Below are 25,923 nucleotides of genomic sequence, written 5' to 3'. Positions count from 1 at the left end.
AACGGCGGGTGTGCTCGATGAGATGTCCAGGATGGAGAGAGCCGGGTACTTGGCGGGTCAACCTGTGAGGGTGATGATGAACATCTTCCGCCGTATTCAGCGATCAACTCTGCTCGTTCTGATTCTTTCGCCTGTCGGACTCCTGCTCATTGCGGTCGCAAGACTGTTGATCGTTTCGAATTACAATCCGACAACTGCTAATGCGATTGTTTCCTCAGGCGGGTACGTGAACACGCTGCTGAGTACAGTGGTTCCGCTGATACCTGCCTTTCTTCCTTATATCGCCCTGATTCTGCTCCTTCTCCGTCGAACGGCGGCGGGTGTCCTGGCGCTGACGGCGAGTGCTTTCATCTCTCCGGCCGCAATGAGTGGATCTGCTGCGATCACGCTTGCGAAAGATGATTGGCGCTCGATGTACAAGTGGGAAAGCGCGCGTTTCATTCTCATGCTGCTGCTCTTCGTGGTGGCAGTCGTCCTTTTGGCCGGAAACTTGGGCCTCGGCTACAGTTCGTTCCTCAAGACGCTCGGCGCCGTCGTCGCTCTGGCGCTCGTCCCGTACGTTCTTCACGTCTATGCAGTCCCGCATGGAGACGATTTCTATGCGGAACAGTTGAAGCGGCCATGGATGCCGGCCGAGAGAATCACTCTGGCCTCTCACCAGACGGTCATCGGCTACGCATTGCCTGGAAATGACAACTGGCTAGCCGTCTTGAGGGAGGATACCCGAGAGGTTGTCTACTATCCAGTGAGAGAGATTGCAGGACGGCAGGTGTGCCAGATGGCCGGCTTCAGTTCCATGGAACCACTGATCTCTCTATCCCATGCTTCAACTGGCGTTCCACTCTGTGTTCCAGGTCCGTGAACGGTCAGTGGCAGTGAAGATCAGGTGGCGTCGAGTACGGATCAGATGATGAGACTGATTTCTCCAAGCGATAGTGCCCCGGCGTCGGTCGTCCGTTATTTGCTGCCGCATGAGGAGCAAGTGATAACTATGCGACAACATCCGTTCGCTCTCCTGCCTCCGGCCGCAACGCTTGTGGGAAGTTTGATCGTAGCAATCTCCACTCCGGTGACATCGCACGGTCGGCACCTATCAGTGGCCATAATCTGGTCGCTGACAGCTCTGTTGGCCTTGGATTTGCTTCTGAACATTGTTCGATGGAACAAGGCGTATCTGGTAATAACGGATCAGCGATTGCTGATATTCTCGGGTCGATCTCCCAATAATGCCAATGTCCTACCTCTGGACGGACTTAAAGGGGTGACCATTCATCGATCCCTATCCGGCCGCATGATCGGCTACGGAACCCTCGTCCACGAAGGGCGCCCGATTTATCGCTTCCTGGTGTATCCCGAACAGATCAACCTTATCCTACAGGAATATCTCTTCCCTTCCCCTGCTCGTGAAGAGTGACGCTCAAAGTTGTCAGGTAATGGCGGACGCCGCCAGCCGATGATCTCGTGTGATCGAGTGCCGCGGGGTGGGGACGGCCCTCGCCGCAGTGAGTGATGCGATCATGCCCGCCGGTAGTTGGGGGTCAAGTCCGTCCCGAGCGCCACCTTGCCACTGGTCTTCCGGAAGCCCGGAAAATCACGCATCGCACCCAGCGAGACTTCTCGGTCTTGGTGTCGCCACCAGCACGAACCGACCGCCAGAACGCCACTGACGGGCAGCCGTGAAGCCAGCCGGAGTCACCGGGGCCGCGCGATGACGCAAACAGGTGCCCGAGACCCGTGCCTTGAGAGTCCCGTTCTGTGCGCATCATCCGCTCGGGGTGGTGGTAGACCGGCACTCGGCGTGGTCTGACCGATGATTTTTCTGCGCCGTGGTGGTCTGTACGCGGATACCGACTCACGGGAGGCATGACGCGTGCGGAAACTGACCTTCGCCATGAACCTGAGCCTGGACGGCTACGTCGCGGCGCCCGGCGACGACCTCGGCTGGAGTGTGCCGAGCGACGAGCTGTTCCAGTGGTGGTCCGACCGGGTGGGGGCAACGGAGCTGGCGCTGTACGGGCGCAGGCTGTGGGAGACGATGAGCTCCCACTGGCCGACCGCCGACCAGCAGCCTGGCGCGACACCGGCGGAGATCGAGTTCGCCCGCCGCTGGCGGGACATGCCGAAGGTGGTGTTCTCCTCCACGATCAGCACGGTCGACTGGAACGCCCGCCTGGTCACCGATGACGCGGTCACCGAGATCACCCGGCTCAAGGCCGAGGACGGCGGCCCCATGGACATCGGCGGCGCCACACTCGCCGCAGCGGCGATGCGGGCCGGGCTGATCGACGAGTACATCCTGGTCACCGCACCGGTTCTGGTGGGCGGTGGCCAGCCGTTCTTCACGGCGCTGGACGACTGGGTGAACCTGACCCTCGCGGAGACCCGGACGTTCCCCGACGGCGTGGTCCTGACCAGGTACGAGACCAAGCGCTGAGCGCCCGCGATCGGCTACACGCACCGGGGGAGCCCAGTTCGGAGCCCCAGTCCAGGCGCGGTGGACGGGGGTCCTGTTGGTCCCTGGTGACCGGCTGCGTGACTACGGCTCGCCGGTAAGAGCTTATCCATGGCGGTGCGCCGACTGGATGACCGGACGGATCTCCCGTAGATCGATGAACGTTCTGCGGGCGTCGGTGCTCTTCGGACGCCGGACAATCAGCTTTCTTTCAAGAGCGAGACGGCCTGGTGCACGGCGTCGGGGTCCGCCACGTGGAGCTTGGCGAGCAACCCGTCGACGTCGCTGGACGATATGAGGGTGCGGCCCGCAGCCGTCCAGGTGCCCTGCGCGTCCCGCTTGATCGTCCACGTGGGGAAGAGGTGCTGGAGCAGTAGCAGCGTGACGGGGTCGTTCATCGGGGTCGTCCTCGCGGGTCAGGGATGGTCGAGTTTCGCCCAGACGACCTTTCCGCCCTCGTTGAGCGGACGGACCCCCCAGTCGCGGACGAGTTCGGCCATGAGCAGCAGGCCCCGGCCGCTCGTGGCGGCGTAGTTCTCCGGCTGGATCTCCGGCCGCCCCTCTCCGGCGTCCCACACCTCCACCACCGGGAGGCCGTCGCGCTCGTCGCGGAAGATCCGGACGACGATCTGGCCCCGCCCGTGCCGGAAGCTGTTGGTGACCAGTTCGCAGACCACCAGCCGGCCCACGTAGTCGTCCTTGATCCCCCACTCGGCGAAGAGGTCGGCGAGGAACGTTCGGGCGAGGCGGGGGGCCTGGTCGTCGGGGTCGAGGACGAGCGTGGGCGGGACCTCTGGGGCGACTGCTGCTGACATGGCTGCGACCTTTGGAATGCGTCCGGATGTAGGTAACTCACCGCACAGACTTCACTCCAAGGCGTAGCGTTACCACCGAAGCGCCGAAACACACACGCGTGGCTAACGTTCGCATGCGGGTGGGTTCCCTCAACTCACGCATCGGAGGCCCCAGAGATGGCCGCACGCAAACCGACCCCGAAGCTCACCGCCTTCGGGGCGGAGGTCAGGCGTCTGCGGGAAGAGGTCGGCATTACACGGACGGAACTCGCCGGTCGAGCGACGGTCACGCGGAGCTACATATCCCAGGTCGAGTCCGGGCGTACCAAGTGCCGCAGGGACTTCGCGGAGCGGCTGGACAAGTCGCTCGACACAGGCACCGCCTTGGCCGACACGTGGGATGAACTCGTTCGCTCCAGCACCTATCCGAAGTACTTCGCGGACTTTCCGCGTGCTGAGTCGTCCGCAGTCATGCTGCGCGCCTTCGAGACCAGGCTCGTCTACGGACTCTTCCAGACGGAGGCGTACGCGGGGGTGATCCTGGATAACGAGGAGGCCGTCCAGGAGCGGCTGCGGCGGCAGATCGTCCTCACCAAGCCGAAGCCGCCCGCCGTGTTCGTCGTGCTGGACGAGTCCGTCCTCTACCGCGAGGTCGGGTCCGCGCAGATCATGCGTGAGCAGCTGGAGCATCTGCTCGCGCTGTCGGAACGCGACAACATCACGCTCCAGATCGCCCCGATGGCCTACCACCGCAAGGCTCGGGCGCCGTTCACCATCGCCACGCAGCCGGACCGCAGCGAGCTGGTGTTCCTCGAAAACGCCGTCGGCGGCGAGACGAGCGGAGAGCCGGGAGATCTGGCGGACGTGACGGACACCTTCAGTAGGCTGACGGCGAATGCGCTTTCGCCGAGCGCGTCGGCCGACCTGATCCGGAAGGTAGTGAGAGAGCGATGGACGTAACCTGGCGTAAGTCGTCCCGCAGCGGTGAGGCCGGAGATAACTGCGTCGAAGTGGCTGGGTTCCCAGGAGGGGTCGGTATCCGGGACAGCAAGGATCCGCATGGCCCGAAGCTGCTCGTAGGCCGGGACGAGTTCGCGGCTCTGGTGGCGTCCCTGAGGCATTAACCCCCCCGAACCGACGTGAGCGGCCCCGGATGCCTTGAAGGTCCCGGGCTCTCGTGTTCTCTGAGGCGCCTCGGCCTCGGTCTCTACCGCCGTCCTCCGGCGTCCGGTGTTCGAACGGTCACCCGCTCAAGGCGGCGCCCTCCCCTTTGCCGTCGTCCGTGAGGGTTCGTGGGCGGTGGCGATGGTGATGATTCGCGGAGACTGGAGGCAGCAGCCGAGCGGGAGGGGCGTCTCGTGGCGGAGGGGCGGCCGGAGTGGGCGAAGCGGATCACCGCTGAGCGGGAGGCCCGCGGTTGGGACAGGTCCCGGTTCGTCGAGGCGCTGCGGGCCCATGCCGACGGGCGGCTGCCGGGGGCGGCGTTGATGCTGCGACGCGTCCGAGCATGGGAGAGCGGAGAGGCCCTTCCCGAGGACGGCCACCGGCCCCTGATAGCCGAGACCTTCGGGACGGTCACCGCCGCGATCTGGCCGGGGGCCGGACGCCGGGACGGCCCTGCCGAACTGGTCGCCGCGACCGGCATGGACGAGATGGAGATCATCACCCGTCTGCGCGCCTCCTCGGCCGACCCGGACGTCCTGGAAGGGCTCCGCGTCACCGTTGACCGGCTGTGCAGCGAGTATGCGCACCTGCCCGCGGATCAACTGCTCACCGAGGGCCGGGCCTGGCTTCGCCGCGTCACGACTCTGCTGGACGGGCCGCTGCCGCCGGCCCGCCGCCGGGAGGTCCTGTCCCTGGCGGGGTGGCTCGCGGCGCTGGTCGGGTGCGTCGAGTACGACACCGCCGACCGGCAGTCCGCCGAGGCGACCCGGCGGGCGGCGCTCAGTCTGGGCGAGGAGGCGGGCGACACCGAGGTCCTGGCGTGGGCGTACGAGATGCGCGCCTGGTTCGCGCTCACCCGAGGGGACTTCCGCGGCGTCATCGCCGCCGCGGACGCCGGTTGCGCCGTGGCGCCCGAGTCGCGGGCGGCCGTGCAGCTCCACGCCCAGAAGGCCAAGGCGTGGGCTCGCATGGGTGACCGTCGACAGGTCGAACTCGCCCTGGGGCGGGGCCGCGGGCTGCTGGAGCGTATGCCCTACCCGGACAACCTGCACAACCACTTCGCGGTGGACCCGTCCAAATGGGACTTCTACTCCATGGACTGCTACCGGTGGCTCGGTGACGGCCGGCCTTCGAACGCACCAGAGAACAGGCTCGCGGCAATGTATGCCCGGGACGTCATCCGCCTCGGGACCGACGCGGGCGGAGCCGAGCGCTCGCCGATGCGGAACGCGGAGGCGCGTCTCACCCTGGGGCTGATCGCCGCCCGGGACGGCGACCTGAGCAGGGCCGTCCACTTCGGGGAACGCGCTCTTCAGGGCGAACGAAGGTCGCTGCCGAGTCTGCTCATGGTGTCCCGGGAACTGGGCGCCGCCGTCCAGGGGCAGTACGGGACGGAGCCGGGCGCGGCCGAGTACCTGGACCGCCTCCGCCAGCTCCGTGAAGCCGTCGGCTAGCCGACCGCCCGCTTCTGCCGATGACGTGGCGCAGGGCCTCCGTGCGGCTGTGGTCGGTTCGCTGATCGGTGGGGAACCGGGCGCGCGAGCGGGTCGTCATGCCTGGCTGTGCGGCCGCGTGTCCGGACGGCGTCCGCCGTTTCGGGGACGTCCACCGGGTAGATCGCCTGCGACGGTGGGAGGGGGCTGCGGGCGGCATGCTGGCGCTGGTCGGAATCTATGCCGTCGTGGCCGTCGGCGTGCCCTGGGCGCTCGGGCGGCACCGGCGCGTGATGGCGTGCGCCGCGGCTCTGCTGCCCGCGGCGACGGCGGTTTGGGCGGCGGCCCGGGCCGGGCGCGGGACCCTGGACACGACCGTCGTCTGGGCGGCCGACCTCGGGCTCGTGTTCGACTTTCGGCTGGACGCCCTGGCCATCGTGATGCTGCTGCTGGTCGGCGGGGTCGGGGCCGTCGTGCTCTGCTACGCGGGCTGGTACTTCGAGCGGTCCGAGCGGCTCATGACCGGGACGCTGGTCGCGTTCGCGGGCGCGATGACGGGCCTGGTGCTCGCCGACAACCTCCTCGTCCTGTACGTGTTCTGGGAACTGACCACGCTGAGCTCGTTCGTCCTCATCGGGCACACGCGCCCGGACCGGGTCGCGGACCGGCGCGCGGCCACGCAGGCGCTGCTGACGACCACGGCGTTCGGGCTGGTCATGCTGGTCGGGTTCGTGACGCTCGGGCAGGCCGCGGGGACGTACCGGATCTCGGCGCTGGTCGCGGACCCGCCGGGCGGCACGGCGGCGCGGGTCGGCGTGGTGCTGGTGCTGCTTGGGGCGTTCGCCAAGTCCGCGCAGGTTCCGCTGCACGCCTGGCTGCCCGCGGCGATGGTGGCGCCGACGCCGGTGAGCGCCTACCTGCACGCGGCGGCGATGGTGAAGGCCGGCGTGTACCTGGTGGCGCGGCTGGCGCCGGCGTTCGCCGGGGTCGCGCCCTGGCGGCCCCTGGTGCTGGCGGTGGGGCTGCTGAGCCTGCTGGTGGGCGGCGCCATCGCGCTGCGGCAGGACGATCTCAAGCGGCTGCTCGCGTACGGGACGATCAGCCAGCTCGGCTTCCTCATCGTCCTGCTGGGGAACGGGACGCGGACGGCGGCGCTCGCCGGTACGGCACTGCTGCTCGCCCACGGACTGTTCAAGGCGCCGCTGTTCCTCGCGGTCGGCGTCGTGGAGCACGCCACGGGGACCCGCCACGCGGACCGGCTGGCGGGGGCGGGCCGGCGGCTGCCCGTGCTGGCGGTCGCGGCGGCGGCGGCGATCGCGTCCATGATCGGCATCCCGCCGTTCCTCGGGTTCGTGGCGAAGGAGGCCGCGTTCGAGGCGTTCGCCCACGGCGGCCTGGACATCGCCGTCCTGGTGGGGGTGGTGGCCGGGTCGGCGCTGACGGTGGCGTACGGCGTGCGGTTCCTCCACGGCGCCTTCTCCGGCGGGACGGACGAGGGCCCCCGCGACCCCTGGGGGCTCGTCGTGCCCGTCGTGGTCCTCGCCGCCGCGGGATTCGCCGCCGGGCTCGTCCCGGGGGCGCTGCAGAAGCTGATCGGCCCCTACGCCGGGACGCTCGGAGGCGGGCACGACTACAAGCTCGCGGTCTGGCACGGGCTCGGCGTGCCGCTCGGGCTGTCGGCGCTCGCCCTGGTGGCGGGCGCCGGACTGTACGGGGCATTCGGCCGGACGTTCCCGGGGCGCTCCACGACCGCCCGGCTCCCGGACGCGCAACGCGCCTACGACGCCGTGATCGAGGGGACCATGGCGGGGGCGCACGCGGTGACGCGGCGGCTGCAGACCGGCTCCCTGCCGGTGTACCTCGGCGTGATCGCGCTGACCGTGCTGGCCGTGCCCGGGTCGGCCCTCGTGGCCGGGCTGGTCCGCGGCACCGGGCCGGGGTGGCCGGCGGGCGGGCCGCGGGCCTGGGACGATCCGATGCAGCTCGTCCTGTCCGCGGTCGTGGTCGCCTGCGCGGTCGCGGCGACGTGGGTGCGCGGCAGGCTGTCGGCGGTGGTGCTGCTGTCCGGCGCCGGCTACGGGACGGCGGGCCTGTTCATCGTGCACGGCGGGCCCGACCTCGCGCTCACGCTCGTCGTCGTGGAGACGCTGTCGCTGATCATGCTGGTGCTGGTGCTGCGGCGGCTCCCGGAGCGGTTCCCGCCCCGCCTGCGCCTGGCCCGCGCCCGGATCGCGACCGCCGCGATCAGCCTCGGCATGGGCGGGTTCGTCGGGCTGTTCCTGATGGTCGCGTCGCTGAGCCGGACCGCCGAGCCGGACGGGCCCGGCTACACCCGGCTCGCCGCGCAGGAGCACACGAAGAACGTCGTGAACCTGATCCTGGTCGACCTGCGCGCGCTCGACACGCTGGGCGAGATCACGGTGCTGGCCGCGACCGCGATGGGCGTCGCCAGCCTGGTGCTCGCCGCGCCCGGGGTGCGGCGGGGCGGGCCCGGCGGGCGGGACGGGGACGGGCGGCGGAGCCGATGGCTCGCCGCGCCGGGACGGCCGCCGCTGGGCGGCTCCCCGGTGGTGCTGGGGGCGGCGTCGCGGGTGCTGACCCCGACGATCCTGATCTTCTCGGTGTACCTGTTCTTCGCCGGGCACGGCCGTCCGGGCGGCGGGTTCGTGGGCGGCCTCGTCGCGGGCATGGCGTTCGTCCTGCGGTACCTGCCGGGCGGGCGGCGGGCGCTCGCCGCCGCGCTGCCCGTCCGGCCCGCCGCCCTGCTCGGCGCCGGGCTCGGCATCGCGGTCGCGACCGGCGCGGGCGGCTGGGCGGACGGCGGCGCGTTCCTCGGCTCGCACCACCTGGGCGGCACGGTGCCGGTGCTCGGCCATGTCGAGGTCCCCACCAACCTGATCTTCGACGCGGGCGTCTACCTGCTGGTGCTCGGGCTGGTGCTGATGATCCTCACCACCCTCGGGGCGAGCCTGGAGGAACCGGAGATCCCGGCGGAGGAGCCGACGTGACCGGGCCCGGACTCGTCCTCGTCGTCGCGGTCGCCGTGCTGTTCGCGGCCGGGTTCGACCTGCTGATGCAGCGGTCCCTCATCCGGATCGTGGTCGGCTTCACGCTGCTCGGGCACGGCGCCAACCTCGTCCTCCTGCTGGCGGGCGGCCGCGCCGGCACCCCGCCGCTGCTCGGCTCCAAGGGGCCGGGGCGGATGGTCGACCCGTTCCCGCAGGCGATGGCGCTGACCGCGATCGTGATCACCTTCGGCGTCACGGCGTTCCTGCTGGCGCTGGCCTACCGGAGCCGGCAGCTCAGCGGCGGCGACGAGGTCCCCGACGACGTCGAGGACCGCCGGATCGGCGCCGAGCGCCGCCGCCGCGACGAGGCGCCGGCCACCACGCCGCTGGAAGAGGAGCACCCCGGGCGGGAGGACGGCGCATGAACGTCCTGGTCCCGCTGCCGTTCGTGCTGCCGCTGCTCGGCGCGGCGCTGGCGCTGCTCGCGCGCCGGCGGCGGACCTGGCTGCGGGTGCTGGGCCCGCTGGCCGCCGCGGGCGTCGTCGCGGCCAGCGCCGCGCTGGTCGCGGCCGTGGCCCGGGACGGCGTCCTCGCCGTCCAGGCGGGCGGCTGGGCGGCGCCGCTCGGCATCACCCTCGTCGTCGACCGGCTCTCCGCGCTGCTGCTCGTGGTGTCCAGCGCGGTGCTTCTGGCGATCATGCTGCACGCGGTGGGGGAGGGCGCCGGCGGGCTCGGCGGGCACGAGCCCGGCGTGTTCTACCCCGCCTACCTCACGCTGACGGCCGGGGTCTGTCTCGTCTTCCTCGCCGGGGACCTGTTCAACCTCTTCGTCGCGTTCGAGGTCATGCTCGCGTCGAGCTACGTCCTCATGACGCTGACGCCGACCCGGGAGCGCGTGCGGGCCGGGATGACCTACACCGTGGTCAGCCTCACGTCCTCGATCCTCTTCCTCACCTCCCTCGGCCTGACCTACGCGGCGGCCGGGACGGTGAACCTCGCCGAGCTGTCGGCCCGCGCGGCGGACCTGCCGGGCGCGACCCGCACCGCGCTCGCCCTGCTGTTCCTCGTCGTGTTCGGCATCAAGGGCGCGATCGTGCCCCTGCACCTGTGGCTGCCCGACAGCTACCCCGCCGCCCTCACCAAGATCACCGCGGTGTTCGCGGCGCTGCTGACGAAGGCCGCCGTCTACGCGATCATCCGCGTTGAGACGCTGGTGTTCCCGCGCGACGACGCCTCCTGGGTCATGCTCGTCCTCGCCGCCGTGACGATCATCGTCGGGACGCTCGGCGCGCTGACGCACGACGACATCCACCGGGTGTTCTCGTTCATCCTCGTCGGCCACATCGGCTACATGCTGTTCGGCCTCGCCCTGTTCGACGTCGCGGGACTCACCGGCGCGATCCTCTACCTCGTCCACCACATCGTCGTACAGGCGACGCTGTTCCTGGCCAGCGACCTGATCCAGGGCCTCACGGGGGAGACGTCGCTGCACCGGCTCGGCGGGCTGGCCGGCCTGTCGGCGTTCATCGCCGTGCTGTTCTTCGTCCCCGCCATGAGCGTGAGCGGCGTGCCGCCGACCTCGGGGTTCGTCGCCAAGCTCGCGCTGTTCCAGGCGGGCGTCGGGTCGGGGAACGTGCTCGCCTACGCCGTCACGGGCGTGGCCGTGCTCGGGAGCGTCCTCACCCTCATGGCGATGACCCGGATCTGGACGCTCGGGTTCTGGCGCCCCCGCCCGGCGGAGGCCGGCGAGCCGCCCGCGTCCGAGTCCTACACGCCGGGCGGCGTTCGGCTCATGCAGGCCGTCACCGCCGTGCTGGTCATCGCCGGGCTGCTCGTCGCCGCGGTCGCCGGTCCGCTCGCGTCCTGGAGCCGGCACGCCGCGAGCGATCTCGTGGACCGGAACGCCTACCGGCACGCCGTCCTGGACGCGGGAGCGAAATGAGCGAAATAAGCGGAATGAGCGGAATAGGCGGAACCGTGCGCCGCGCCGGGTCCAGGCTCGTCATGGTCGTCTGGCTGTTCGCCGTCTGGCTGCTGCTGTGGGGACGCGCCGACGCCCTCATCGCGGCCGGCGGCGCCGTCGCCGTCGCCGCCGTCTCCGTGCTGACCCGGACGCCCGCCACCCCGTCGATCAGGCGGGTCCGGCCGCTGTGGTTCGCCGCGGCGGTCCTGGAGTTCGCCTGGGACCTGCTCGTCTCCAGCCTCGTCATCGGATGGCACGCCCTCTACCGGCCGCGGCGGGTCCGCGGCGCGATCGTCGAGGTGGACGCGCGGACGCGCTCCGAGCTCATCCTGCTGGCCGTCACGACGAGCATCTCCCTGCGCCCCGGCACCCTCCTGGTCGACCCCGACTGGGACCGGCACGTCCTGCACATCCACGCCATGCCCGTCCGCTCCCAGCGGGAGGCGGACGGCGCGCGGAACGGCGTGCTCCGCACCGAGGAGCGGCTGATGCGCGCCCTCGTGACCGCCGAAGACACCGAATCCACCAGGGAGGACCGATGAGCATCGTCTACGCCGCGGCCTTGGCGCTGCTGGGCGCCGCGTTCCTGATGACGGGCGCGCGGCTCGTCCGCGGCCCCTCCACGTTCGACCGCATCATGGCGCTGGACGTCCTGGCCGTCCTGCTGGTGAGCGGCATTGCGGTGCACACGGCCGTCGTCGACGAGACCGCGAACGCCACGGTCCTCGTGGTGATCGCGCTGATGGGCTTCGTGGGGTCGGTCAGCGCGGCGCGCCTGGCGGCGGCGCGGGCGGAGAGGCGGGAGCGGGCATGAGCGCCGCAGACGTCGTGAGCGCCGTGCTGCTGCTCGCCGGGGCCGGGTTCTGCGCGGTGGGCGCGCTCGGCATGCTCCGGTTCCCGGACCTGCTCACCCGGCTGCACGCGGCGACGAAACCGCAGACGATCGGGCTGCTGCTCGTCCTCGCCGGGCTGGCCCCGCGGACCGGCTCGGTGTCGTCCGCGACCCCGCTGCTGCTGGTCGCCGTCTTCCAGCTGATCACCGCGCCGGTCACCGCGCAGACCATCGCCGGCGCCGCCTACCGCTCCGGCGTCGTCGACCCCGCCACCCTCACCCTCGACGAGACCGGCCGCACGACCTGACCGGGCGCGGGCACCTGCCCGTGGGCCGCCCGCGGCGGGGATCAGTTTGCTCTGGGACGCCTATTCGCCATGGTGCTGGTCGGGAACACATTTCGGGACGTAGTGGTTGCAATCCGTCTTCGTGAATTGCTTCCTTCGGGTAATTGCTTCACGGCTCACCGTAATCGCTCTAGGGTCGAGAAGGAGCGGGACGGCAGGTGGCGACACTCGTCTCGCGCGACCGGAACCACCGCCCCTTCACCCCCCCCCGGAGGCGATGATGCCCCGCCGTCCCCGCGAGCTCGGAGTGCCGAAGACCCCCGTCGAATACTTCGGCGCCGAACTGCGCGCACACCGCGAAATGGCAGGTCTGGGCTGCCCGCAGCTCGCCGCCAAGCTCGGTTACTCGCCCCAGCGGATCGGTCAGGTGGAGCGGGGTGACAGCCCGCCGTCCGAGAACTTCGCGAAGGACTGCGACACGTTCTTCGAGACGAAAGGGACATTCTTTCGAATCTGGGAATGGATCCAGCGCGTCGGCCACCTCCACCTCCTCCCGCCCGGCTTCGCCGAATTCCTCCAGCGCGAGGCGGCGGCGCGGGTGATCCATAAGTTCGAGGCAATGGCTGTGACCGGCCTCTTCCAGACGCGGGAGTACGCATGCGAGCAGTTGAAGACGGGCCGGACACCCGAAGAAACCGAGAAGCTCGTTGCGACGCGGCTGGCTCGCCAGGCGATCCTTGAAGGCGAGGACCCCTGCCATGCCGTCGTGGTCTTCGACGAGTACGCCCTTAGGAGGCCCGTCGGGGGAGCGGAGGTCATGCGCGGCCAGATACAGCACTTGATCGATCTCTCCGACCGCCTCAACGTCACACTGCAGATCGTCCCGAGTGCCACAGGGGCCTATGCCGGTCTCCCCGGTGCTTTCACGTTGCTCAGATTCGAAGACGACCCTGATGTCGCCTACGTAGAGGGTCACATGAGCGGCCAACTGATCGAGCGGGCGGGCGCTGTGCGGGCATATGCGCTAGTTTTCGATTTGATCAGGGGCGTAGCGTTGCCTACCGGAGAGACCCTGAAGCTGCTTCACGCGATCTTGGAGGACCTGTGAGTATCGGTGATCAGTCGCAGCTGCAGTGGCGGAAGAGCAGTCGGAGTACCAACACCGGTGGTGACTGCGTCGAGGTGGCGGGGCTTGCCGCCGCGGTCGGGGTTCGGGACTCCAAGGATCCGGACGGGCCCAAGCTCCTCTTCGCGTCCGCTGAATGGCGAGCGTTCGCGCAGCATGCGAAGAGCGGCGGGTTCGACCTGCGCTGACCCGCCGCGTCCCGCTTCTGCGCTGACCTACTCCTCGGTGGCGGGGCTGCCGCCGGCCTCGAATTCCGCGAGGATGTCCTCCTCGGTGGCGCCTCGGCGCCAGTAGCCGGTGAACGTGACGGCGCGGCGGTCGAGGCCGCGCTCCTTCACCAGGTGCCGGCGCAGCGCCTTGACCACGGTGGACTCGCCGGCGATCCACGCGTACGCGCCGCCGGGGATCTTCGCGCCGCGGACGGCGTCCAGCAGCGTGCCGGGGGAGACCCAGGTGATGTCCGCGTCGGCGCCGGTCGGGAGGTCCTGCCGGTCGTCGGCGTGCGGGACGTCGATCCAGACCTGGGCGGACGCCCCGGCGGGCAGCCAGGCGAGGTTCCCGGCGATGGCGGGCAGCGCGGTCAGGTCGCCGGCGATGACGACCGGGGCGCCGGGCGGCGGCCGGAAGTCGTAGCCGCCGTTGTCGGGGCCGGTCGGGCCGAGGATCGTGACGCGGTCGCCCGAGCGGGCCGCCTCGGCCCACCGGGCGGCCGGGCCGGAGGAGCTGTCGGCGTGCAGCGCGAAGTCGACGTCCAGCTCGCCGGGCCGGTGGTCGCGGACGGTGTAGGACCGCATGATCCCGCGCACGGCCGGGTCCAGCGCCCGCCAGTCGGCGAACCACGTGTCGCCGGTGCTGTCCTCCGGCATGACCGGCGCGTCCTGGTGCGGGTGCGGGAGGAACAGCTTGAAGCGCTGGTCGCGCCCGGCGGTGGCGAAGCCGTCCAGGTCCGTCCCGCCGAAGGTGATCCGGACCATGGACGGCCCGAGCCGCTCGGACCGCAGGACGTGCAGGTCGAAGAACGCGTACGGGTGGGCCGGGGTCGTCATCGCGCCGCCTTTCAGCCGGTCTTCTTCGCGGAGTTCAGGGCGGTGGCGACCGCTTCGAGGAGCGGCGCGCAGCCCTCGTAGGAGAAGCGGGGCTCCGGCTGCCATGCGATGACCTGGCCGGCCTTCACCGCCGGGAGGTCCTTCCAGGACGGCTTGGAGCCGAGGTCCTTGGGCTGGAGCGCCTGCGTGCGGGAGTCGAGCATGATGAGGTCGGCCTTGTACTTGTCGGCGTTCTCCCAGCTCAGGTTCTCGAAGTAGCCGTTCTTGTCGAGCTTGTCCGGCACGATGAGGTCGACGCCGAGCTCCTTGTAGTAGATGAGGTCGGTGTTCATGTTCGGGCTGGACGCGTAGAACAGGTCGGGGCTCGCGGACGCGGCGAGCACCTTCAGGCCCGGCTTGGCCTTGGCCGCCGCCCGCACCGCCTCGGCGGCCTTCTCGAACCGGGCCTTGGCGGCGGTGACCTTCGCCGACTTCAGGTCGGCGCCGAGGGCGGCGGCGAGCGCGGCGGTCCGCTCGATCGGCTTCGGCAGCGCCACGGACCCGGCGGAGATCGCGACGCTCGGCGCCAGCGCGTAGATCTTGTCCTTGCTCTCGGCGGGCACGTAGAACAGCTCGCCCGGCAGGAACATGTTGTCGGCGAGCAGTTCGGGGCGGAGCGCGGCGTACTTCTCGATGTTGAACTCGCCGAACGCGTTCCCGATGATCTCCAGCCGGTCGACGGGCAGGTTCCCGGCCTGCGGGTCGGGGCTGCCGTCCTTCAGCTTCGTCGGGCCGAACACGCCGACGAGCTGCTCGTCGATGCCGAAGTCGTAGAGGGCGGCGGCGGTGGCGACGTAGCCGACGACCCGCTGCGGGCGCTTCGCGAGGTCGACCTTCGTGCCGCGGTCGTCGGTGAACGTCCAGGCGCCGCCGCCGGGGGACGCGGTGCCGTCGGCGCCGCCGTCACCGCCGCACGCGCTGATCAGGGCCCCGAGGGCGACGGCGCCGCCGGCGCCCAGGAAGGCGCGGCGGGTGAGGTGACGGACACCGGTGTTCGACATGCGGTCTTTCTCCCAAAATCAATATCTGTCTGCCGGATGGTCGGCCCGGCGGCACTTAGGTTAACCTAACCTAAGATCTTGTCCAGAGGGGGGCCGCCAGGTGCTGTCGACCATGCCGCCGCCGCTCGCGCAGCGGCCGCCCGCGCGAGCGCGGCGCGGCCCGTGGCAGGCGGCGGGACTCCTCGGCGGGCTGCTGTTCCTGCTGGCCGCCGTCGTGCTGAGCCTCGCGGTCGGCGCCAAGCCGCTGTCGCCCGGGGAGGCGTGGGACGGGCTGCTGCACCCCGGCTCGGCGGCGTACACGGTCGTCCACGACATGCGCCTGCCGCGCACGCTGCTCGGGCTGCTCGCCGGGGCGGCGCTCGGGCTGGCCGGGGCCGTGATGCAGGCGCTCACCCGCAACCCGCTCGCCGACCCGGGCATCCTCGGCATCAACGCGGGCGCCGCGGCGGCCGTCGTGTCGGCGATCTCGTTCCTCGGCATCACGTCCTTCACCGGGTTCGTGTGGTTCGCGTTCGCGGGCGCCGGCGCGGTCGCGGTGCTGCTCTACGCGGTGGGCGGCGGGCGCGGCGCCACCCCGGCCCGGCTCGCGCTCGCCGGGGCCGCGCTGAACGCCGCGCTGTTCTCCTACGTGAACGCGGTGCAGCTGCTCGACACGGCGTCCCTCGACCGGATGCGCTTCTGGACGGTCGGCTCCCTCGCCTCCGCGCAGAACTACACCGTCGTCCGCGTCGCGCCGTTCGTCGCCGTGGGGCTGGCGCTCGCGCTCCTGCTCGCCCGCCCGCTCAACGCGATGGCGATGGGCGATGACGCGGCCCGCGCGCTCGGCGCCGACCCCGGCCGCGCCCGGATCGCCGCGATCGCCGCGATCACCCTGCTGTGCGGGGCGGCGACGGCGGCGTGCGGCCCGATCATCTTCGTCGGGCTGATGGTGCCGCACCTCGTCCGCGCGCTGACCGGCCCCGACCTGCGGCGGCTGCTCCCGTTCTGCGCGATCCTGTCGCCCGCGCTGATGCTGGCGGCGGACGTGCTCGGGCGCGTTGCCGTCCGGCCGTCGGAGCTGCAGGTCGGCATCGTGATGGTCGTGGCGGGCGGGCCGGTGTTCCTGTACTTCGTCCGGCGCCCGCTGAGCAGGGCGGCGGCGTCGTGAGCCGCGCGCCGCACTTCGCCGTCGTCCGGACCCCGGCCGGGCCGTCGTTCCGCTTCCGCCCCCGCGCGTTCGCCGTCGCGGCGGTCTGCCTCGCCGTCGCGCTCGGGACGGGCGTGCTCCTCATCGGCAGCGGCGACTTCCCGATGAGCCCGCCCGACGTCGTCCGCACCCTGCTCGGGCGGGGCACCCCCGCCGACTCGCTGATCGTCAACCAGATCCGGCTGCCGCGCGTGGCGGCGGCGCTCGCCGTGGGCGCCGCGCTCGGCCTGGGCGGCGCGATCTTCCAGTCGCTGACCCGGAACCCGCTCGGCAGCCCCGACATCCTCGGGTTCAGCCAGGGCGCGGCGAGCGGCGTCCTCGCGGTCATCGTGCTGACCGGCGGCGGCACCGCCGCGGTCGCGGCCGGCGCGGCGGGCGGCGGGCTGCTCACCGGCCTGGCCGTGTACGCGGTGGCGGGACGGGGCGGCGCGCACGGGCAGCGGCTCATCCTCGTCGGCATCGGCGTCGCGGCGATCCTCACCGGCGTGAACGGCTACCTGCTCACCCAGGCGCACATCACCGAGGCCGCCCGCGCCGTCCTGTGGCTGACCGGCAGCCTCGACGGCCGCGACTGGGCGGACGCCGCGCCGGTGCTCGCCGCGCTCGCCGTCCTCGGGCCCCTCGTCATGGTCGGCTGCGGCCGGGCGCTGCGGATGCTGGAGATGGGCGACGACGCCGCGCACGCGCTCGGCGTCCCCATCGAGCGCGTCCGGCTGGTCATGCTGGCCGCGGCCGTGCTGCTCACCTCGCTCGCCGCGGCGGCGGCCGGGCCGGTCGCGTTCGTCGCGCTGACCGCGCCGCAGCTCGCCCGCCGCCTCACCCGCACCACCGGCCCGAACCTGCTGCCCTCGGCGTGCATGGGGGCGGCGCTGCTGGTGGCCGCCGACTGGGTCGCGCAGCGCGCCTTCCCCGGGCACCAGCTCCCGGTCGGCGTCGTGACGGGCCTCCTCGGCGGCGGATACCTGGTCTGGCTCCTCGTGACCCAACGCAAGACGGGACGGATCTGAATGAAGGACTCTCTGGCCACCGGCGCGCGGCTCACCGGCGCCCGGCTGACGCTGGCCTACGACAAGCGCACCATCACCGAGAACCTCGACGTGGCCGTCCCGGACGGGTCGTTCACCGTCATCGTCGGCCCGAACGCGTGCGGCAAGTCGACGCTGCTGCGGGCGCTCGCCCGGATCCTGAAGCCGGCGGACGGGGCGGTCGTGCTCGACGGGCGGCCCATCGCGGACTGGCCCGCCAAGAAGCTCGCCCGGACGCTCGGGCTGCTGCCGCAGTCGTCCATCGCGCCGGAGGGCATCACGGTCGCCGACCTGGTGTCGCGCGGCCGGTACCCGCACCAGAGCCTGCTGCGGCAGTGGTCGCGGGACGACGAGCGGGTCGTCGCGAAGTCGATGGCCGCGACCGGCGTCGCCGACCTCGCCGACCGGCATGTGGACGAGCTGTCGGGCGGGCAGCGGCAGCGCGTGTGGATCGCGATGGCGCTCGCGCAGCAGACCCCGCTGCTGCTGCTGGACGAGCCGACGACCTACCTCGACATCGCCCACCAGATCGAGGTCCTGGACCTGTGCGCGCGGCTGCACGAGCAGGGCCGCACGGTCGTCGCCGTCCTGCACGACCTCAACCACGCCGCCCGGTACGCCACGCACATGATCGCCATGCGGGACGGTCGGATCGTCGCGGCGGGCGGCCCGTCCGAGGTCGTGACGTCCGAGCTGGTCGAGGAGGTGTTCCGGCTGCCGTGCCGGGTGATCGGCTGCCCGGAGACCGGGATGCCGCTCGTCGTCCCGGCCGCGCGGAACCGGGTGCCCGCCCCGGCCTGAACCGGGCGCGGCGGCGGAGTCCGAGCGCAACCTCACGACCCCGCCGCTCGCGCTGTACGGGCCACCGGCCGAGGGCCTCGCCGCCCTCGACCGGATCGCCGCTCATCCGCGCAAGGAGCCCTAGGACCCGGACGGGACCTTGTAGGTCTCGGCCGCCTCGGACTCCTGCGGCTCCCGCTCGACGACCATGCCGCCGAGCGCCTTGGCGTCCGTCCGCAGGATGTAGGTCCGGCGGGTGCCCGGCTCGTCCACCTTCGAGAAGTCCATCGGGGTGCCGTAGCCGCCGTCGTGCGCGGTCGTCGTCCGGTGCGCGGTGATCAGGCCCTCGCGGGTGAGGTCCTTGGCGTCGCACGCCTTCTTCAGCGCGTCCGCGAAGATCACGGCGCCGGTGTAGCCGTTGACGACGGCGCTGTCGCGCGGCTGCCCCGGGTACTTCTTGCCGTAGTCGTCCGCCAGCTTCTTGACCAGGGGCAGGTCGGACGAGATCGGCGCGCCGGCGCTGGCGAGGTAGAAGCCCTTGAGCAGCGCGGGCGCGGCGGCGGTCTGCAGCAACTGCGGGGAGAACCCCGAGTTGCTCGCCACGATCGGCGCCGTGATCCCCTTGCTGCGGGCGACGCCCGCGAGCGACGCCGACTGCTTCGGCCCGGCGCTCATCAGGATGGCCGCCACCCCGGCCTCCTTCAGCGCCGAGACCTGCGCGGTCATGTCGTTGTCGGTCGCCTTGATCTTCTGCTCGACGATCGTCAGGCCCAGCTTCCCGGCCGCGTACTTCGAGCCCGCGAGCGCGCTCTCGCCGTAGTCGCCCTCGAAGTACACGTGCCCGATCTTGTCGCCCTTCTTGATCCCCTTCTCCTCGGTCAGGAAGTCCAGCGCGTTGATCATGTCGACGTCGTAGGTGGTGCCGGTGACCTGGATGTACTTGTTGCCGAGCAGCGTCGTCGCCCACGCGTTCGGGATCACGAACATCTTGTCGGCGGTGATCCGCTGCTTGAGCGCCGTCACCATCGGCGACCCGACGAACTGGGCGAGGCCGATGACGCTCGACTGCATCTCGCTGTACCCGGCGACCGCCTTCTGCACGTCGTAGCCGTGGTCGCGGACGACCAGCTCGATCTTGCGGCCGCAGATGCCGCCCTGCTCGTTGACCTGCTCGAAGTACATCTGCTGCGCCTGGGTGAGGCTCTTGCCGAGCGGCGCGTACACGCCGGTCAGGTCGGTCTCGACGCCGACGCGGATGGTGTCGTCGGTGACGCCGGGGCCGGTCTTGACGCCGTCCTTGCCGGTGCCGCCGGACTCGCCGGTCGCCTTGCCGCTGCACCCGGACGCCATGCTCAGCGGCAGCGCGAGCGCCAGGGCGGCGACCGCCGTGAGGCGTGCCGTTCGGTTCATGTGGGTTGCTCCTCTTGTTCGAGTCGGGTGAGGGGACGGGCGGCCCGGCGCCGGGACGCGGCGGTGCGCAGCCGCGGCCACATCCCGGTCAGGCCGCCGGGAAGGAACAGGACGACGGCGACGACGGCGGCGCCGTACAGGATCCGGGCGGCCTCGGCGGGGGAGACCCCGCCGGAGCCCGGCGCGGCGACGAGCGGAAGGTCGTCGCCGAAGCGGGTGAGGAGCTGGGGCAGGACGGACACGAACACCGCGCCCGCGACGGCCCCTCCGGCGGTGCCGAGCCCGCCGATGACGATCATGGCGAGGTAGTCCAGGGACAGGAACATGCCGAAGTAGTCCGGGACGGTCCGCCGGAACACCAGCGCGAGCAGCGCCCCGGCCGCCCCCGCGTACATCGACGACAGCACGAACACCCCGGCCCGGTAGCGCGCCACCGGCACGCCCATCACGGCCGCCGCCGTCTCGTGGTCGCGGATGGTGTTCATCGCCCGTCCCGGCCGGCCGCGCAGGATGCCGCGCGCGATCCACGCCGCCGGGATCAGCAGCAGGACGGCGAGGAACCACAGCCGCTCCAGCGCGCCGAGCGGCACGTTGAACAGCACCAGCTCGGGGCTGTCGTCGAAGCGGAACCCGGCCAGCTCCAGCGGCGGGACGTCCCGGCCGTTGAACCCGCCGGTGACCGTCTCGGCGTTGAACAGCACGTGCTGCCCGATGAAGATCAGCGCGAGGGACGCGATGCCGAGGTAGACGCCGCGCAGCCGTCCGGCGATGGGGCTGAACAGGCCGCCCGCGACGCCGGCGAGGACGATCGCGCCGAGGAACGCCAGCGGGGTCGGCAGCCCGAGGCCCGTGACGTGCGGCCCGTCGTCGGACGCCAGGTACACGTACCCGTAGGCGCCGACCGCGAGGAAGAACGCGTGCCCCATCGACAGCTGCCCGGTCGCGCCGGTCAGCAGGTTCAGGCCGATGGCGCCGATCGCCGCCGACATCGCGAACAGGCCGGTCTGGAGCCAGAACGCGTCCAGGTAGAAGGGCAGGGCGAGCAGCACGAGGGTTCCCCCGAGGGCCGCCGCCGCCCGGAGCGGACGTTCAGACACGCGACAGCTCCCTCGTCCCGAACAGCCCGGCCGGGCGGACCAGCAGCACCAGCAGCATCACCAGGAACGGCGCCACCTCGCCGATGCCGCGCCCCATGAACGCCAGGTCGCCCTGGTAGCCGGTCGCCAGCGACTCGGTGAGCCCGACGATGAGGCCGCCGACGAGCGCGCCCGTCGTGGAGTCGAGCCCGCCGAGGATCGCGGCCGGGAACGCCTTCATCGCCGCGAAGGACGTGCTGCGGTCCAGGCCCGGGGTGGGGAACACGGTGAGGAACAGCGCGGCGACCGCCGCGAGCGCCCCGGCGATCGCCCACGCGGCCAGCGACACGCGGGTCAGCCGGACGCCCATCAGCGCCGCCGTCTCGCCGTCCTCGGCCGCCGCCCGCATCGCCACGCCCCACGAGGTGTACCGGAACGCCAGCAGGAACGCCGCGATCAGCAGGGACGCGACCGCGAACGCGGCGATCCGGGTCTGCGCGATGCCGACGCCCCCCACGTGCACGATCTGGTCCCGCCAGGGGTCGCCCATCGACAGGACCTGCGACCCGATCTCCCGCGTCAGCGCGGTCGTCAGCACGATGTCGACGCCGATCGTGACGATCGCGAGGACCGCGTGGTTCTCGACGCGGGCGCGGCGCAGGACCAGCACCTCGACCAGCGCGCCCGCGACGGCCGCCGCGGCGACGCCCGCGCCGAGCGCCGGCAGGAACCCGATGTCGTCGTGCAGGACCGCCGTCACGTAGCCGCCGACCAGCAGCAGCGACGCGTGCGCGAAGTTGACCACCTCGGTGGCCTTGAAGATGATCACGAAGCCGAGGGCGATCAGCGCGTACACCGACCCCGCCGAGACCCCGTTGACCACCAGCTCGATGAACGTGCTCAAGGGTTTCCCTCCGAATCCGCGGCGGCGTGCGCGGCGCCGAGATAGGCGCGGATCACGGCCGGATCCCGCTGCACCCGCGCCGGTTCGCCGCCCGCGATGCGCCGGCCGAAGTCGAGGACGGTCACCTCGTCGGCCAGCCGCATGACCATGCCCATGTCGTGCTCCACCAGCAGGACCGAGACCCCGAGGTCGGCGCGGACCCGCCCGATCACCTCGGCCATCCGCCTGCGCTCCGCGCCGTTCATCCCGGCGACGGGCTCGTCCAGGAGCAGCAGCCGCGGCTCCATCGCGAGGGCGCGGGCCAGCTCGATCCGCTTCTGGACGCCGTACGGGAGCAGGCCCACCGGCGCCGCCAGATGCTCGTCGACGCCCACGAACCGGGCGATGTCCCGGACCCGCGCCCGGTGCCGGGCGTCCTCGCGGCGCGCCCGCGGCAGCCGCAGCCCCGCCGACGCGAACCCGGCCCTGGTGAGCCGGTGCCGCCCCAGCATCAGGTTGTCCTCGACCGACAGGTGCCGCGACAGGGCGATGTTCTGGAACGTCCGGGCCACGCCGAGGCCGGCGATCCGGTGCGGCGGCAGCGCGGTCAGCTCCGCGCCCCCGAACCGGACGCTGCCCTCGCTCGCCCGGTACACGCCGGACAGCACGTTGAAGCACGTCGACTTGCCCGCACCGTTCGGCCCGATGACCGCGTGGACGCTGCCCTCCGCCACGGTGAACCCGACCCCGTCCAGCGCGGTCAGCCCCGCGAACCGCACCGTGAGCCCCTCGACCACCAACTCGGTCGCGCCCGTCTCCTGCGGGGGGTCGACCCCCCACGCCCCCCGCTTCGCTTCGCTCATCCGGCCCACCGCTCCAATGAGGGCGGCGGCACCGAATCGTCGCCGCCCCCGTCCTCCTCGCCGCCGACGCCCAGGTAGCGCCGCCGGACCTCGTCGCTCGCGGCCAGGTCCGCCGAGGGCCCGTGCAGCGTGACCGCGCCGACCTCCAGCACGTGCGCGGTCGACGACAGCTCCAGCGCCAGCGCGGCGTTCTGCTCGATCAGCAGGATCGCGGTGCCCTGCAGGTTGATCTCCCGGACGGTCTCGGCGATCCGCTCGGCCATCAGCGGCGCGAGGCCGAGCGTCGGCTCGTCCAGCAGCAGCACCGACGGGCACGCCATCAGCGCCCGCCCGATCGCGAGCATCTGCTGCTCGCCGCCGGACAGCAGCCCGGCCCGCTGCCGGGCCCGCTCGGCGAGCACCGGGAACAGCTCCAGCACCCGCCCGTGCGCCTTGGCCGCCGCGCCGCGGCCGGGCGCCCCGAGCGCGCCCGCCCGCAGGTTCTCCTCGACGCTGAGCCGGCCGAACACCCGCCGCCCCTCCGGCACCTGCACGACCCCGGCCGCCACGACGGTGGCCGGGTGCAGCCCGACGAGGGACCGGTCGCCGAGCCGGACCGCGCCGGTGTCCACCGCCCCGCGGTGGAACGGCAGCGTGCCGGAGATCGCCCGGAGCAGCGTCGTCTTGCCCGCCCCGTTAGCGCCGAGCACGGCCGTGACCGAGCCCGCCGGGACGTCCAACGAGACACCGCGCAGGGCCCGCACCGCCCGCCCGTAGCTCACCGAGAGATCGCGGACCGCGAGGGTCCCGTTCGACATTCGCCCCTCCAGAAGTTCGTGTGGCGGGCAGCCCAGCACGGGCCCGCGACCTGCGTCCACATGCCGCGGGCAAGACGTGGCGGGGGTCCAATCGAACGACGTTCGGGTTGTGCGGCGAGCACAGCCGCGGCGCGGTTCGACCCTCCGGGCGCGCGCGTGCGTATGTCCCGTCATGAGGGAGAATCTTCGGCGGCGATGGCGTACCGGAGCTGCCGTCGCCGCGGCGCTCGCCCTGACGGGCGCGTGCCAGTTCGAGCTGCGGCCGCCGCCCGGTCAGGCCCGTCCGGCCGCGCAGCGCACCGCGGCCCCCGCGCCCCGGGGCGCGCAGGCCGCGTTCGACGAGACCGGGTTCCAGGAGGACCTGGGCACCGCGGCGTCGACCACCGACGAGTTCTGGCGGCGGCACTGGACGGAGCTGTTCACCGGCGCCTACAGCTCACCGCGCGTCGTGGGCCTCTACGACGGGCGCGACCCCCGCCGGGCGCCGCGCTGCGGCAAGGAACGCCTGACGCGCGACAACGCGGCCTACTGCCCGTCCGGCGACTATGTGGCGTGGGACGCGCACCTGATGCGCTCGGGCTACGCCCGCGGCGACGCGTGGGTCTACCTGGTGATCGCGCACGAGTGGGGCCACGCGGTCCAGGCCCGGCTGCAGCGCGGCCTGGTCTCGCCCGCCGCCGAACTGCAGGCCGACTGCCTGGCCGGCGCGGTCCTCTACGGGTCGGCCGGCGACGGCACGCTGCGGTTCGAGCCCGGCGACGAGCAGGAGCTCGTGGACGCCTTCCAGGTCATCGGCGACAAGGCGCCCTGGACGAAGCCCGGCGACCACGGCTCGGCCGTCCAGCGGCTGCGCAGCTTCTCGCGCGGCGGCGAGAGCGGCGTGCGGGCCTGCTTCCGCTGACGCGGGACCGGCTCACCGGCTGAGGTGGCGCTCCACGGACTCGACCTTGGCGTCGAGGGCGCCGGTGACCCCGGGCCGGATGTCGGCCTTCACGACGAGCCCGACCCTGGGCGCACGGGCCGCCACCGCCTCGGTGGCGGCCTTCACCACGGCCATGACCTCGTCCCACTCGCCCTCGATCGTGGTGAACATGGCGTCGGTCCGGTTGGGCAGCCCGCTCTCCCGCACCACCCGGACGGCCTCCGCGACCAGTTCGCCGACCTCCTCACCCGTACCGAGCGGCGTCACCGAGAACGCGACGAGCATCGTGCACCCCCTAAGGCTGGACGACCTGCCTCACCACGATCTCATCCAGCCGCCGCTCGACGATCGCCCCCACCGGCCAGTCGCGCACGAGGCACCGCAGCAGCGCGGCCTCGTGCTCGGCGAACGAGGGGTCGCAGCCCTGCTGCTCAAGGCTGGACCTGATCGCCAGGACGTAGTCGGCCTCGTCGAATCCGGGGATGTCCCGGACCATCGCGGTCGTCGTGGCCCGGTGCGAGTTGAGCCCGGCGAACGACCGGCCGCAGCCGCAGCCGCCGTCCGGGTCGCCCCGGTCGCGGGCGCACACCGTCCCGATGTGGACGAGTTCCCCCTCGACGCACCAGTCGAAGTCGTTGTCGCGCAATCCCTGGCCGGCGTTGGTCGCGGTGAGCAGCTTCAAGGCAAACCCCCTCGGTCCTCGGACCCGTCAACCGTACGAGGGGGGTCTGACATAACGTTCAAAGCATGAGCGATGACAAAGACGTCCTGGTTCAGCGCGACGGCCCGTTCACCACGATCACGATGAACCGTCCGAAACGCCGCAACGCGCTCTCCAAGGCGTTCCTCAAGGATCTGACGGCGGCGTTCGCCGAGGTGGGCGCCACGGACGCCCGCGGCGTCGTCCTGGCCGCGAACGGCCCGGTCTTCTCCGCCGGCCACGACTTCGCGGACATGGCGGGCGCCTCCCACGCCGACGTCCGCGACCTGCTCCAGGTGTGCACGGACCTGATGCGGACGATCCAGTCGGTGCCGCAGGTGGTGGTGGCCCGGGTCCACGGCCTCGCAACCGCCGCCGGCTGCCAGCTGGTCGCCAGCTGCGACCTGGCGGTCGCCGCCGAGAGCGCGGGTTTCGCGGCCCCCGGCGGCAAGGGCGGCTGGTTCTGCCACACGCCACTGGTCGCGATCTCCCACAACATCGGCCGCAAGAGGGCCGCCGAGATGGCCCTCACCGGCGAGATCGTCGACGCGAGGACCGCCGCGGACTGGGGCCTGATCAACTACGCCGTCCCCGACGAGGACCTCGAGAAGACGACCAACGACCTCCTCACCCGCGCCACCCAGGGCAGCCCCCGCAGCAAGGCCCTGGGCAAACAGGCCATGTACGCCCAACTCGACCGCCCGGAACAGGACGCCTACGCCTACGCGATCGAGGTGATGGCCGCGTCCAGCCAGACCCCCGAGGCCCAGGAGGGCATGACGGCCTTCCTGGAGAAACGCCACCCCACCTGGCCCGCCTGACCCCCCACAGCGCCCGGTGGGTGTTGAGGGTGCGCGCGGCCCTGAGCCGGGAGGGGGCGAGGGGCGGAGCCCCAGGACATCAGCCCCGTGGGTGTTGAGGGTGCGCGCGGCCCTGAGCCGGGAGGGGGCGTGGGGGCGGAGCCCCCACATCGGGGGTCCGGGGGTCGCCCCCCGGAAGGAATGCCGAAGGCGACAAGGTCCGCGCTCTCCGCGGACATGGGTGGCCCATCGCCGTAGGGCGGGCGGGACTCGAACCCGCGACCGGAAGATTATGAGTCTTCTGCTCTGACCAGCTGAGCTACCGCCCCGAGGCCG

At 71.7% G+C, this 25,923-nt stretch carries 30 protein-coding genes and 1 tRNA gene; 19 read left to right on the top strand and 12 right to left on the bottom strand.

Going from position 1 to position 25,923, the window contains the following annotated elements; all coding sequences use genetic code 11:
• The first annotated feature begins 70 nt into the window (after positions 1-70).
• From SM611_RS09680 to SM611_RS09675, 3 genes are all read left to right on the top strand, one after another.
• Positions 71-862 (top strand): hypothetical protein, encoded by a 792-nt coding sequence (locus tag SM611_RS09680; protein ID WP_371948889.1) that lies wholly within the window; start codon positions 71-73, stop codon positions 860-862.
• 45 nt (positions 863-907) lie between these two features.
• Entirely contained in the window at positions 908-1,414 is a 507-nt protein-coding gene (locus SM611_RS37630) for a PH domain-containing protein (protein ID WP_504230276.1), read from the top strand.
• Between the two features lie 456 nt (positions 1,415-1,870).
• A complete protein-coding gene (locus SM611_RS09675) occupies positions 1,871-2,434 on the top strand; it encodes a dihydrofolate reductase family protein (protein ID WP_371948887.1) in 564 nt (187 codons plus the stop codon).
• A gap of 218 nt (positions 2,435-2,652) precedes the next feature.
• On the opposite strand, the gene SM611_RS09670 is transcribed toward SM611_RS09675, so the two are convergent.
• Both SM611_RS09670 and SM611_RS09665 read right to left on the bottom strand, forming a co-directional pair.
• The gene (locus SM611_RS09670; protein ID WP_371948885.1) at positions 2,653-2,850 is read right to left on the bottom strand and encodes a hypothetical protein; all 198 of its coding nucleotides are present in this window, start codon (positions 2,848-2,850) and stop codon (positions 2,653-2,655) included.
• Positions 2,851-2,868: 18 nt separating this feature from the next.
• Positions 2,869-3,267, bottom strand: coding sequence for an ATP-binding protein (locus SM611_RS09665; RefSeq protein WP_371948884.1), 399 nt, complete (start codon positions 3,265-3,267; stop codon positions 2,869-2,871).
• A gap of 156 nt (positions 3,268-3,423) precedes the next feature.
• Here SM611_RS09665 and SM611_RS09660 point away from each other — a divergent pair, with 156 nt between their 5' ends.
• From SM611_RS09660 to SM611_RS09610, 11 genes are all read left to right on the top strand, one after another.
• A complete protein-coding gene (locus SM611_RS09660) occupies positions 3,424-4,206 on the top strand; it encodes a helix-turn-helix domain-containing protein (RefSeq protein ID WP_371948882.1) in 783 nt (260 codons plus the stop codon).
• Complete coding sequence (locus SM611_RS09655) at positions 4,197-4,370, top strand: DUF397 domain-containing protein (protein ID WP_371948880.1); 174 nt, start codon at positions 4,197-4,199, stop codon at positions 4,368-4,370. Before SM611_RS09660 ends, SM611_RS09655 begins: the two co-directional genes overlap by 10 nt.
• A gap of 234 nt (positions 4,371-4,604) precedes the next feature.
• Positions 4,605-5,864 (top strand): NsdA family TPR-like regulatory protein, encoded by a 1,260-nt coding sequence (locus SM611_RS09650; RefSeq protein ID WP_371948879.1) that lies wholly within the window; start codon positions 4,605-4,607, stop codon positions 5,862-5,864.
• Between the two features lie 197 nt (positions 5,865-6,061).
• The gene (gene mbhE, locus SM611_RS09645) at positions 6,062-8,851 is read left to right on the top strand and encodes a hydrogen gas-evolving membrane-bound hydrogenase subunit E (RefSeq protein WP_371948877.1); all 2,790 of its coding nucleotides are present in this window, start codon (positions 6,062-6,064) and stop codon (positions 8,849-8,851) included.
• Positions 8,848-9,276 (top strand): Na(+)/H(+) antiporter subunit C, encoded by a 429-nt coding sequence (locus SM611_RS09640; RefSeq protein ID WP_371948876.1) that lies wholly within the window; start codon positions 8,848-8,850, stop codon positions 9,274-9,276. The genes mbhE and SM611_RS09640 overlap by 4 nt, the downstream gene beginning before the upstream one ends.
• Complete coding sequence (locus tag SM611_RS09635; RefSeq protein ID WP_371948875.1) at positions 9,273-10,793, top strand: Na+/H+ antiporter subunit D; 1,521 nt, start codon at positions 9,273-9,275, stop codon at positions 10,791-10,793. Before SM611_RS09640 ends, SM611_RS09635 begins: the two co-directional genes overlap by 4 nt.
• Before the next feature lie 14 nt (positions 10,794-10,807).
• On the top strand, positions 10,808-11,356 hold the full coding sequence (locus tag SM611_RS09630; protein ID WP_371948874.1) for a Na+/H+ antiporter subunit E: 549 nt from the start codon (positions 10,808-10,810) through the stop codon (positions 11,354-11,356).
• Positions 11,353-11,628, top strand: coding sequence for an MrpF/PhaF family protein (locus SM611_RS09625; protein WP_371948872.1), 276 nt, complete (start codon positions 11,353-11,355; stop codon positions 11,626-11,628). The genes SM611_RS09630 and SM611_RS09625 overlap by 4 nt, the downstream gene beginning before the upstream one ends.
• Positions 11,625-11,954, top strand: coding sequence for a monovalent cation/H(+) antiporter subunit G (gene mnhG / locus SM611_RS09620; RefSeq protein ID WP_371948871.1), 330 nt, complete (start codon positions 11,625-11,627; stop codon positions 11,952-11,954). Before SM611_RS09625 ends, mnhG begins: the two co-directional genes overlap by 4 nt.
• Before the next feature lie 286 nt (positions 11,955-12,240).
• Positions 12,241-13,041: a helix-turn-helix domain-containing protein gene (locus SM611_RS09615; RefSeq protein WP_371948870.1), complete on the top strand. Its 801-nt coding sequence runs from the start codon at positions 12,241-12,243 to the stop codon at positions 13,039-13,041.
• Positions 13,038-13,247, top strand: a complete 210-nt coding sequence (locus SM611_RS09610) for a DUF397 domain-containing protein (RefSeq protein ID WP_371948868.1) — start codon at positions 13,038-13,040, stop codon at positions 13,245-13,247. The genes SM611_RS09615 and SM611_RS09610 overlap by 4 nt, the downstream gene beginning before the upstream one ends.
• Positions 13,248-13,274: 27 nt before the next feature.
• Here SM611_RS09610 and SM611_RS09605 read toward each other — a convergent pair whose 3' ends face one another.
• Both SM611_RS09605 and SM611_RS09600 read right to left on the bottom strand, forming a co-directional pair.
• Positions 13,275-14,105 (bottom strand): siderophore-interacting protein, encoded by an 831-nt coding sequence (locus SM611_RS09605; protein ID WP_371948866.1) that lies wholly within the window; start codon positions 14,103-14,105, stop codon positions 13,275-13,277.
• An 11-nt stretch (positions 14,106-14,116) separates the two neighbouring features.
• Positions 14,117-15,145: an ABC transporter substrate-binding protein gene (locus tag SM611_RS09600; RefSeq protein WP_371948865.1), complete on the bottom strand. Its 1,029-nt coding sequence runs from the start codon at positions 15,143-15,145 to the stop codon at positions 14,117-14,119.
• Positions 15,146-15,245: 100 nt separating this feature from the next.
• Between SM611_RS09600 and SM611_RS09595 the strand changes: the two genes are divergently transcribed.
• The 3 genes from SM611_RS09595 to SM611_RS09585 are packed head-to-tail and all read left to right on the top strand — an operon-like array spanning position 15,246 to position 18,157.
• Positions 15,246-16,292, top strand: coding sequence for a FecCD family ABC transporter permease (locus SM611_RS09595; protein ID WP_371948864.1), 1,047 nt, complete (start codon positions 15,246-15,248; stop codon positions 16,290-16,292).
• Complete coding sequence (locus SM611_RS09590) at positions 16,289-17,338, top strand: FecCD family ABC transporter permease (protein WP_371948863.1); 1,050 nt, start codon at positions 16,289-16,291, stop codon at positions 17,336-17,338. Before SM611_RS09595 ends, SM611_RS09590 begins: the two co-directional genes overlap by 4 nt.
• Positions 17,339-18,157: an ABC transporter ATP-binding protein gene (locus SM611_RS09585; RefSeq protein ID WP_371948862.1), complete on the top strand. Its 819-nt coding sequence runs from the start codon at positions 17,339-17,341 to the stop codon at positions 18,155-18,157.
• 120 nt (positions 18,158-18,277) lie between these two features.
• On the opposite strand, the gene SM611_RS09580 is transcribed toward SM611_RS09585, so the two are convergent.
• Genes SM611_RS09580 through SM611_RS09560 form a run of 5 tightly spaced genes read right to left on the bottom strand, consistent with a single transcriptional unit; the run spans position 18,278 to position 23,165 of the window.
• Positions 18,278-19,546, bottom strand: coding sequence for an ABC transporter substrate-binding protein (locus tag SM611_RS09580; protein ID WP_371948861.1), 1,269 nt, complete (start codon positions 19,544-19,546; stop codon positions 18,278-18,280).
• Complete coding sequence (locus SM611_RS09575; protein ID WP_371948860.1) at positions 19,543-20,643, bottom strand: branched-chain amino acid ABC transporter permease; 1,101 nt, start codon at positions 20,641-20,643, stop codon at positions 19,543-19,545. Before SM611_RS09575 ends, SM611_RS09580 begins: the two co-directional genes overlap by 4 nt.
• Positions 20,636-21,526, bottom strand: coding sequence for a branched-chain amino acid ABC transporter permease (locus SM611_RS09570; RefSeq protein WP_371948859.1), 891 nt, complete (start codon positions 21,524-21,526; stop codon positions 20,636-20,638). Before SM611_RS09570 ends, SM611_RS09575 begins: the two co-directional genes overlap by 8 nt.
• A complete protein-coding gene (locus tag SM611_RS09565; RefSeq protein WP_371948858.1) occupies positions 21,523-22,368 on the bottom strand; it encodes an ABC transporter ATP-binding protein in 846 nt (281 codons plus the stop codon). Before SM611_RS09565 ends, SM611_RS09570 begins: the two co-directional genes overlap by 4 nt.
• Positions 22,365-23,165 (bottom strand): ABC transporter ATP-binding protein, encoded by an 801-nt coding sequence (locus tag SM611_RS09560; RefSeq protein ID WP_371948856.1) that lies wholly within the window; start codon positions 23,163-23,165, stop codon positions 22,365-22,367. The genes SM611_RS09565 and SM611_RS09560 overlap by 4 nt, the downstream gene beginning before the upstream one ends.
• Positions 23,166-23,337: 172 nt before the next feature.
• Between SM611_RS09560 and SM611_RS09555 the strand changes: the two genes are divergently transcribed.
• Positions 23,338-24,066 carry a neutral zinc metallopeptidase gene (locus tag SM611_RS09555; protein ID WP_371948854.1) on the top strand — a complete coding sequence of 243 codons (729 nt, stop codon included), beginning with the start codon at positions 23,338-23,340 and terminating at the stop codon, positions 24,064-24,066.
• Between the two features lie 12 nt (positions 24,067-24,078).
• On the opposite strand, the gene SM611_RS09550 is transcribed toward SM611_RS09555, so the two are convergent.
• Together SM611_RS09550 and SM611_RS09545 are read right to left on the bottom strand one after the other, a co-directional pair.
• Positions 24,079-24,372, bottom strand: coding sequence for an MTH1187 family thiamine-binding protein (locus tag SM611_RS09550; protein ID WP_371948852.1), 294 nt, complete (start codon positions 24,370-24,372; stop codon positions 24,079-24,081).
• A gap of 10 nt (positions 24,373-24,382) precedes the next feature.
• Positions 24,383-24,769 (bottom strand): DUF7715 family protein, encoded by a 387-nt coding sequence (locus tag SM611_RS09545; protein WP_371948851.1) that lies wholly within the window; start codon positions 24,767-24,769, stop codon positions 24,383-24,385.
• Positions 24,770-24,834: 65 nt separating this feature from the next.
• Here SM611_RS09545 and SM611_RS09540 point away from each other — a divergent pair, with 65 nt between their 5' ends.
• Positions 24,835-25,608 carry an enoyl-CoA hydratase-related protein gene (locus tag SM611_RS09540; RefSeq protein ID WP_371948850.1) on the top strand — a complete coding sequence of 258 codons (774 nt, stop codon included), beginning with the start codon at positions 24,835-24,837 and terminating at the stop codon, positions 25,606-25,608.
• Positions 25,609-25,842: 234 nt separating this feature from the next.
• Here SM611_RS09540 and SM611_RS09535 read toward each other — a convergent pair.
• Positions 25,843-25,916 (bottom strand) — tRNA-Ile (locus SM611_RS09535).
• Positions 25,917-25,923: the final 7 nt, after the last annotated feature.

Source organism: Actinomadura monticuli, from assembly GCF_041463655.1.
Classification (GTDB): Bacteria; Actinomycetota; Actinomycetes; order Streptosporangiales; family Streptosporangiaceae; genus Spirillospora; species Spirillospora monticuli.
Note: the sequence above shows the minus strand (reverse complement) of the source record. Positions and strands in the feature narration are given on the sequence as shown.

What these genes read in the sequence shown, in the direction of transcription:
- SM611_RS37630 (WP_504230276.1), top strand. Translation starts at nt 908, where the DNA reads ATGATGAGACTGATTTCTCCAAGCGATAGTGCCCCGGCGTCGGTCGTC.
- SM611_RS09670 (WP_371948885.1), bottom strand. Translation starts at nt 2,850, where the DNA reads ATGAACGACCCCGTCACGCTGCTACTGCTCCAGCACCTCTTCCCCACG.
- SM611_RS09665 (WP_371948884.1), bottom strand. Translation starts at nt 3,267, where the DNA reads ATGTCAGCAGCAGTCGCCCCAGAGGTCCCGCCCACGCTCGTCCTCGAC.
- SM611_RS09660 (WP_371948882.1), top strand. Translation starts at nt 3,424, where the DNA reads ATGGCCGCACGCAAACCGACCCCGAAGCTCACCGCCTTCGGGGCGGAG.
- SM611_RS09655 (WP_371948880.1), top strand. Translation starts at nt 4,197, where the DNA reads ATGGACGTAACCTGGCGTAAGTCGTCCCGCAGCGGTGAGGCCGGAGAT.
- mbhE (WP_371948877.1), top strand. Translation starts at nt 6,062, where the DNA reads ATGCTGGCGCTGGTCGGAATCTATGCCGTCGTGGCCGTCGGCGTGCCC.
- SM611_RS09635 (WP_371948875.1), top strand. Translation starts at nt 9,273, where the DNA reads ATGAACGTCCTGGTCCCGCTGCCGTTCGTGCTGCCGCTGCTCGGCGCG.
- SM611_RS09630 (WP_371948874.1), top strand. Translation starts at nt 10,808, where the DNA reads ATGAGCGGAATAGGCGGAACCGTGCGCCGCGCCGGGTCCAGGCTCGTC.
- SM611_RS09625 (WP_371948872.1), top strand. Translation starts at nt 11,353, where the DNA reads ATGAGCATCGTCTACGCCGCGGCCTTGGCGCTGCTGGGCGCCGCGTTC.
- mnhG (WP_371948871.1), top strand. Translation starts at nt 11,625, where the DNA reads ATGAGCGCCGCAGACGTCGTGAGCGCCGTGCTGCTGCTCGCCGGGGCC.
- SM611_RS09605 (WP_371948866.1), bottom strand. Translation starts at nt 14,105, where the DNA reads ATGACGACCCCGGCCCACCCGTACGCGTTCTTCGACCTGCACGTCCTG.
- SM611_RS09600 (WP_371948865.1), bottom strand. Translation starts at nt 15,145, where the DNA reads ATGTCGAACACCGGTGTCCGTCACCTCACCCGCCGCGCCTTCCTGGGC.
- SM611_RS09585 (WP_371948862.1), top strand. Translation starts at nt 17,339, where the DNA reads ATGAAGGACTCTCTGGCCACCGGCGCGCGGCTCACCGGCGCCCGGCTG.
- SM611_RS09580 (WP_371948861.1), bottom strand. Translation starts at nt 19,546, where the DNA reads ATGAACCGAACGGCACGCCTCACGGCGGTCGCCGCCCTGGCGCTCGCG.
- SM611_RS09565 (WP_371948858.1), bottom strand. Translation starts at nt 22,368, where the DNA reads ATGAGCGAAGCGAAGCGGGGGGCGTGGGGGGTCGACCCCCCGCAGGAG.
- SM611_RS09560 (WP_371948856.1), bottom strand. Translation starts at nt 23,165, where the DNA reads ATGTCGAACGGGACCCTCGCGGTCCGCGATCTCTCGGTGAGCTACGGG.
- SM611_RS09555 (WP_371948854.1), top strand. Translation starts at nt 23,338, where the DNA reads ATGAGGGAGAATCTTCGGCGGCGATGGCGTACCGGAGCTGCCGTCGCC.
- SM611_RS09550 (WP_371948852.1), bottom strand. Translation starts at nt 24,372, where the DNA reads ATGCTCGTCGCGTTCTCGGTGACGCCGCTCGGTACGGGTGAGGAGGTC.
- SM611_RS09540 (WP_371948850.1), top strand. Translation starts at nt 24,835, where the DNA reads ATGAGCGATGACAAAGACGTCCTGGTTCAGCGCGACGGCCCGTTCACC.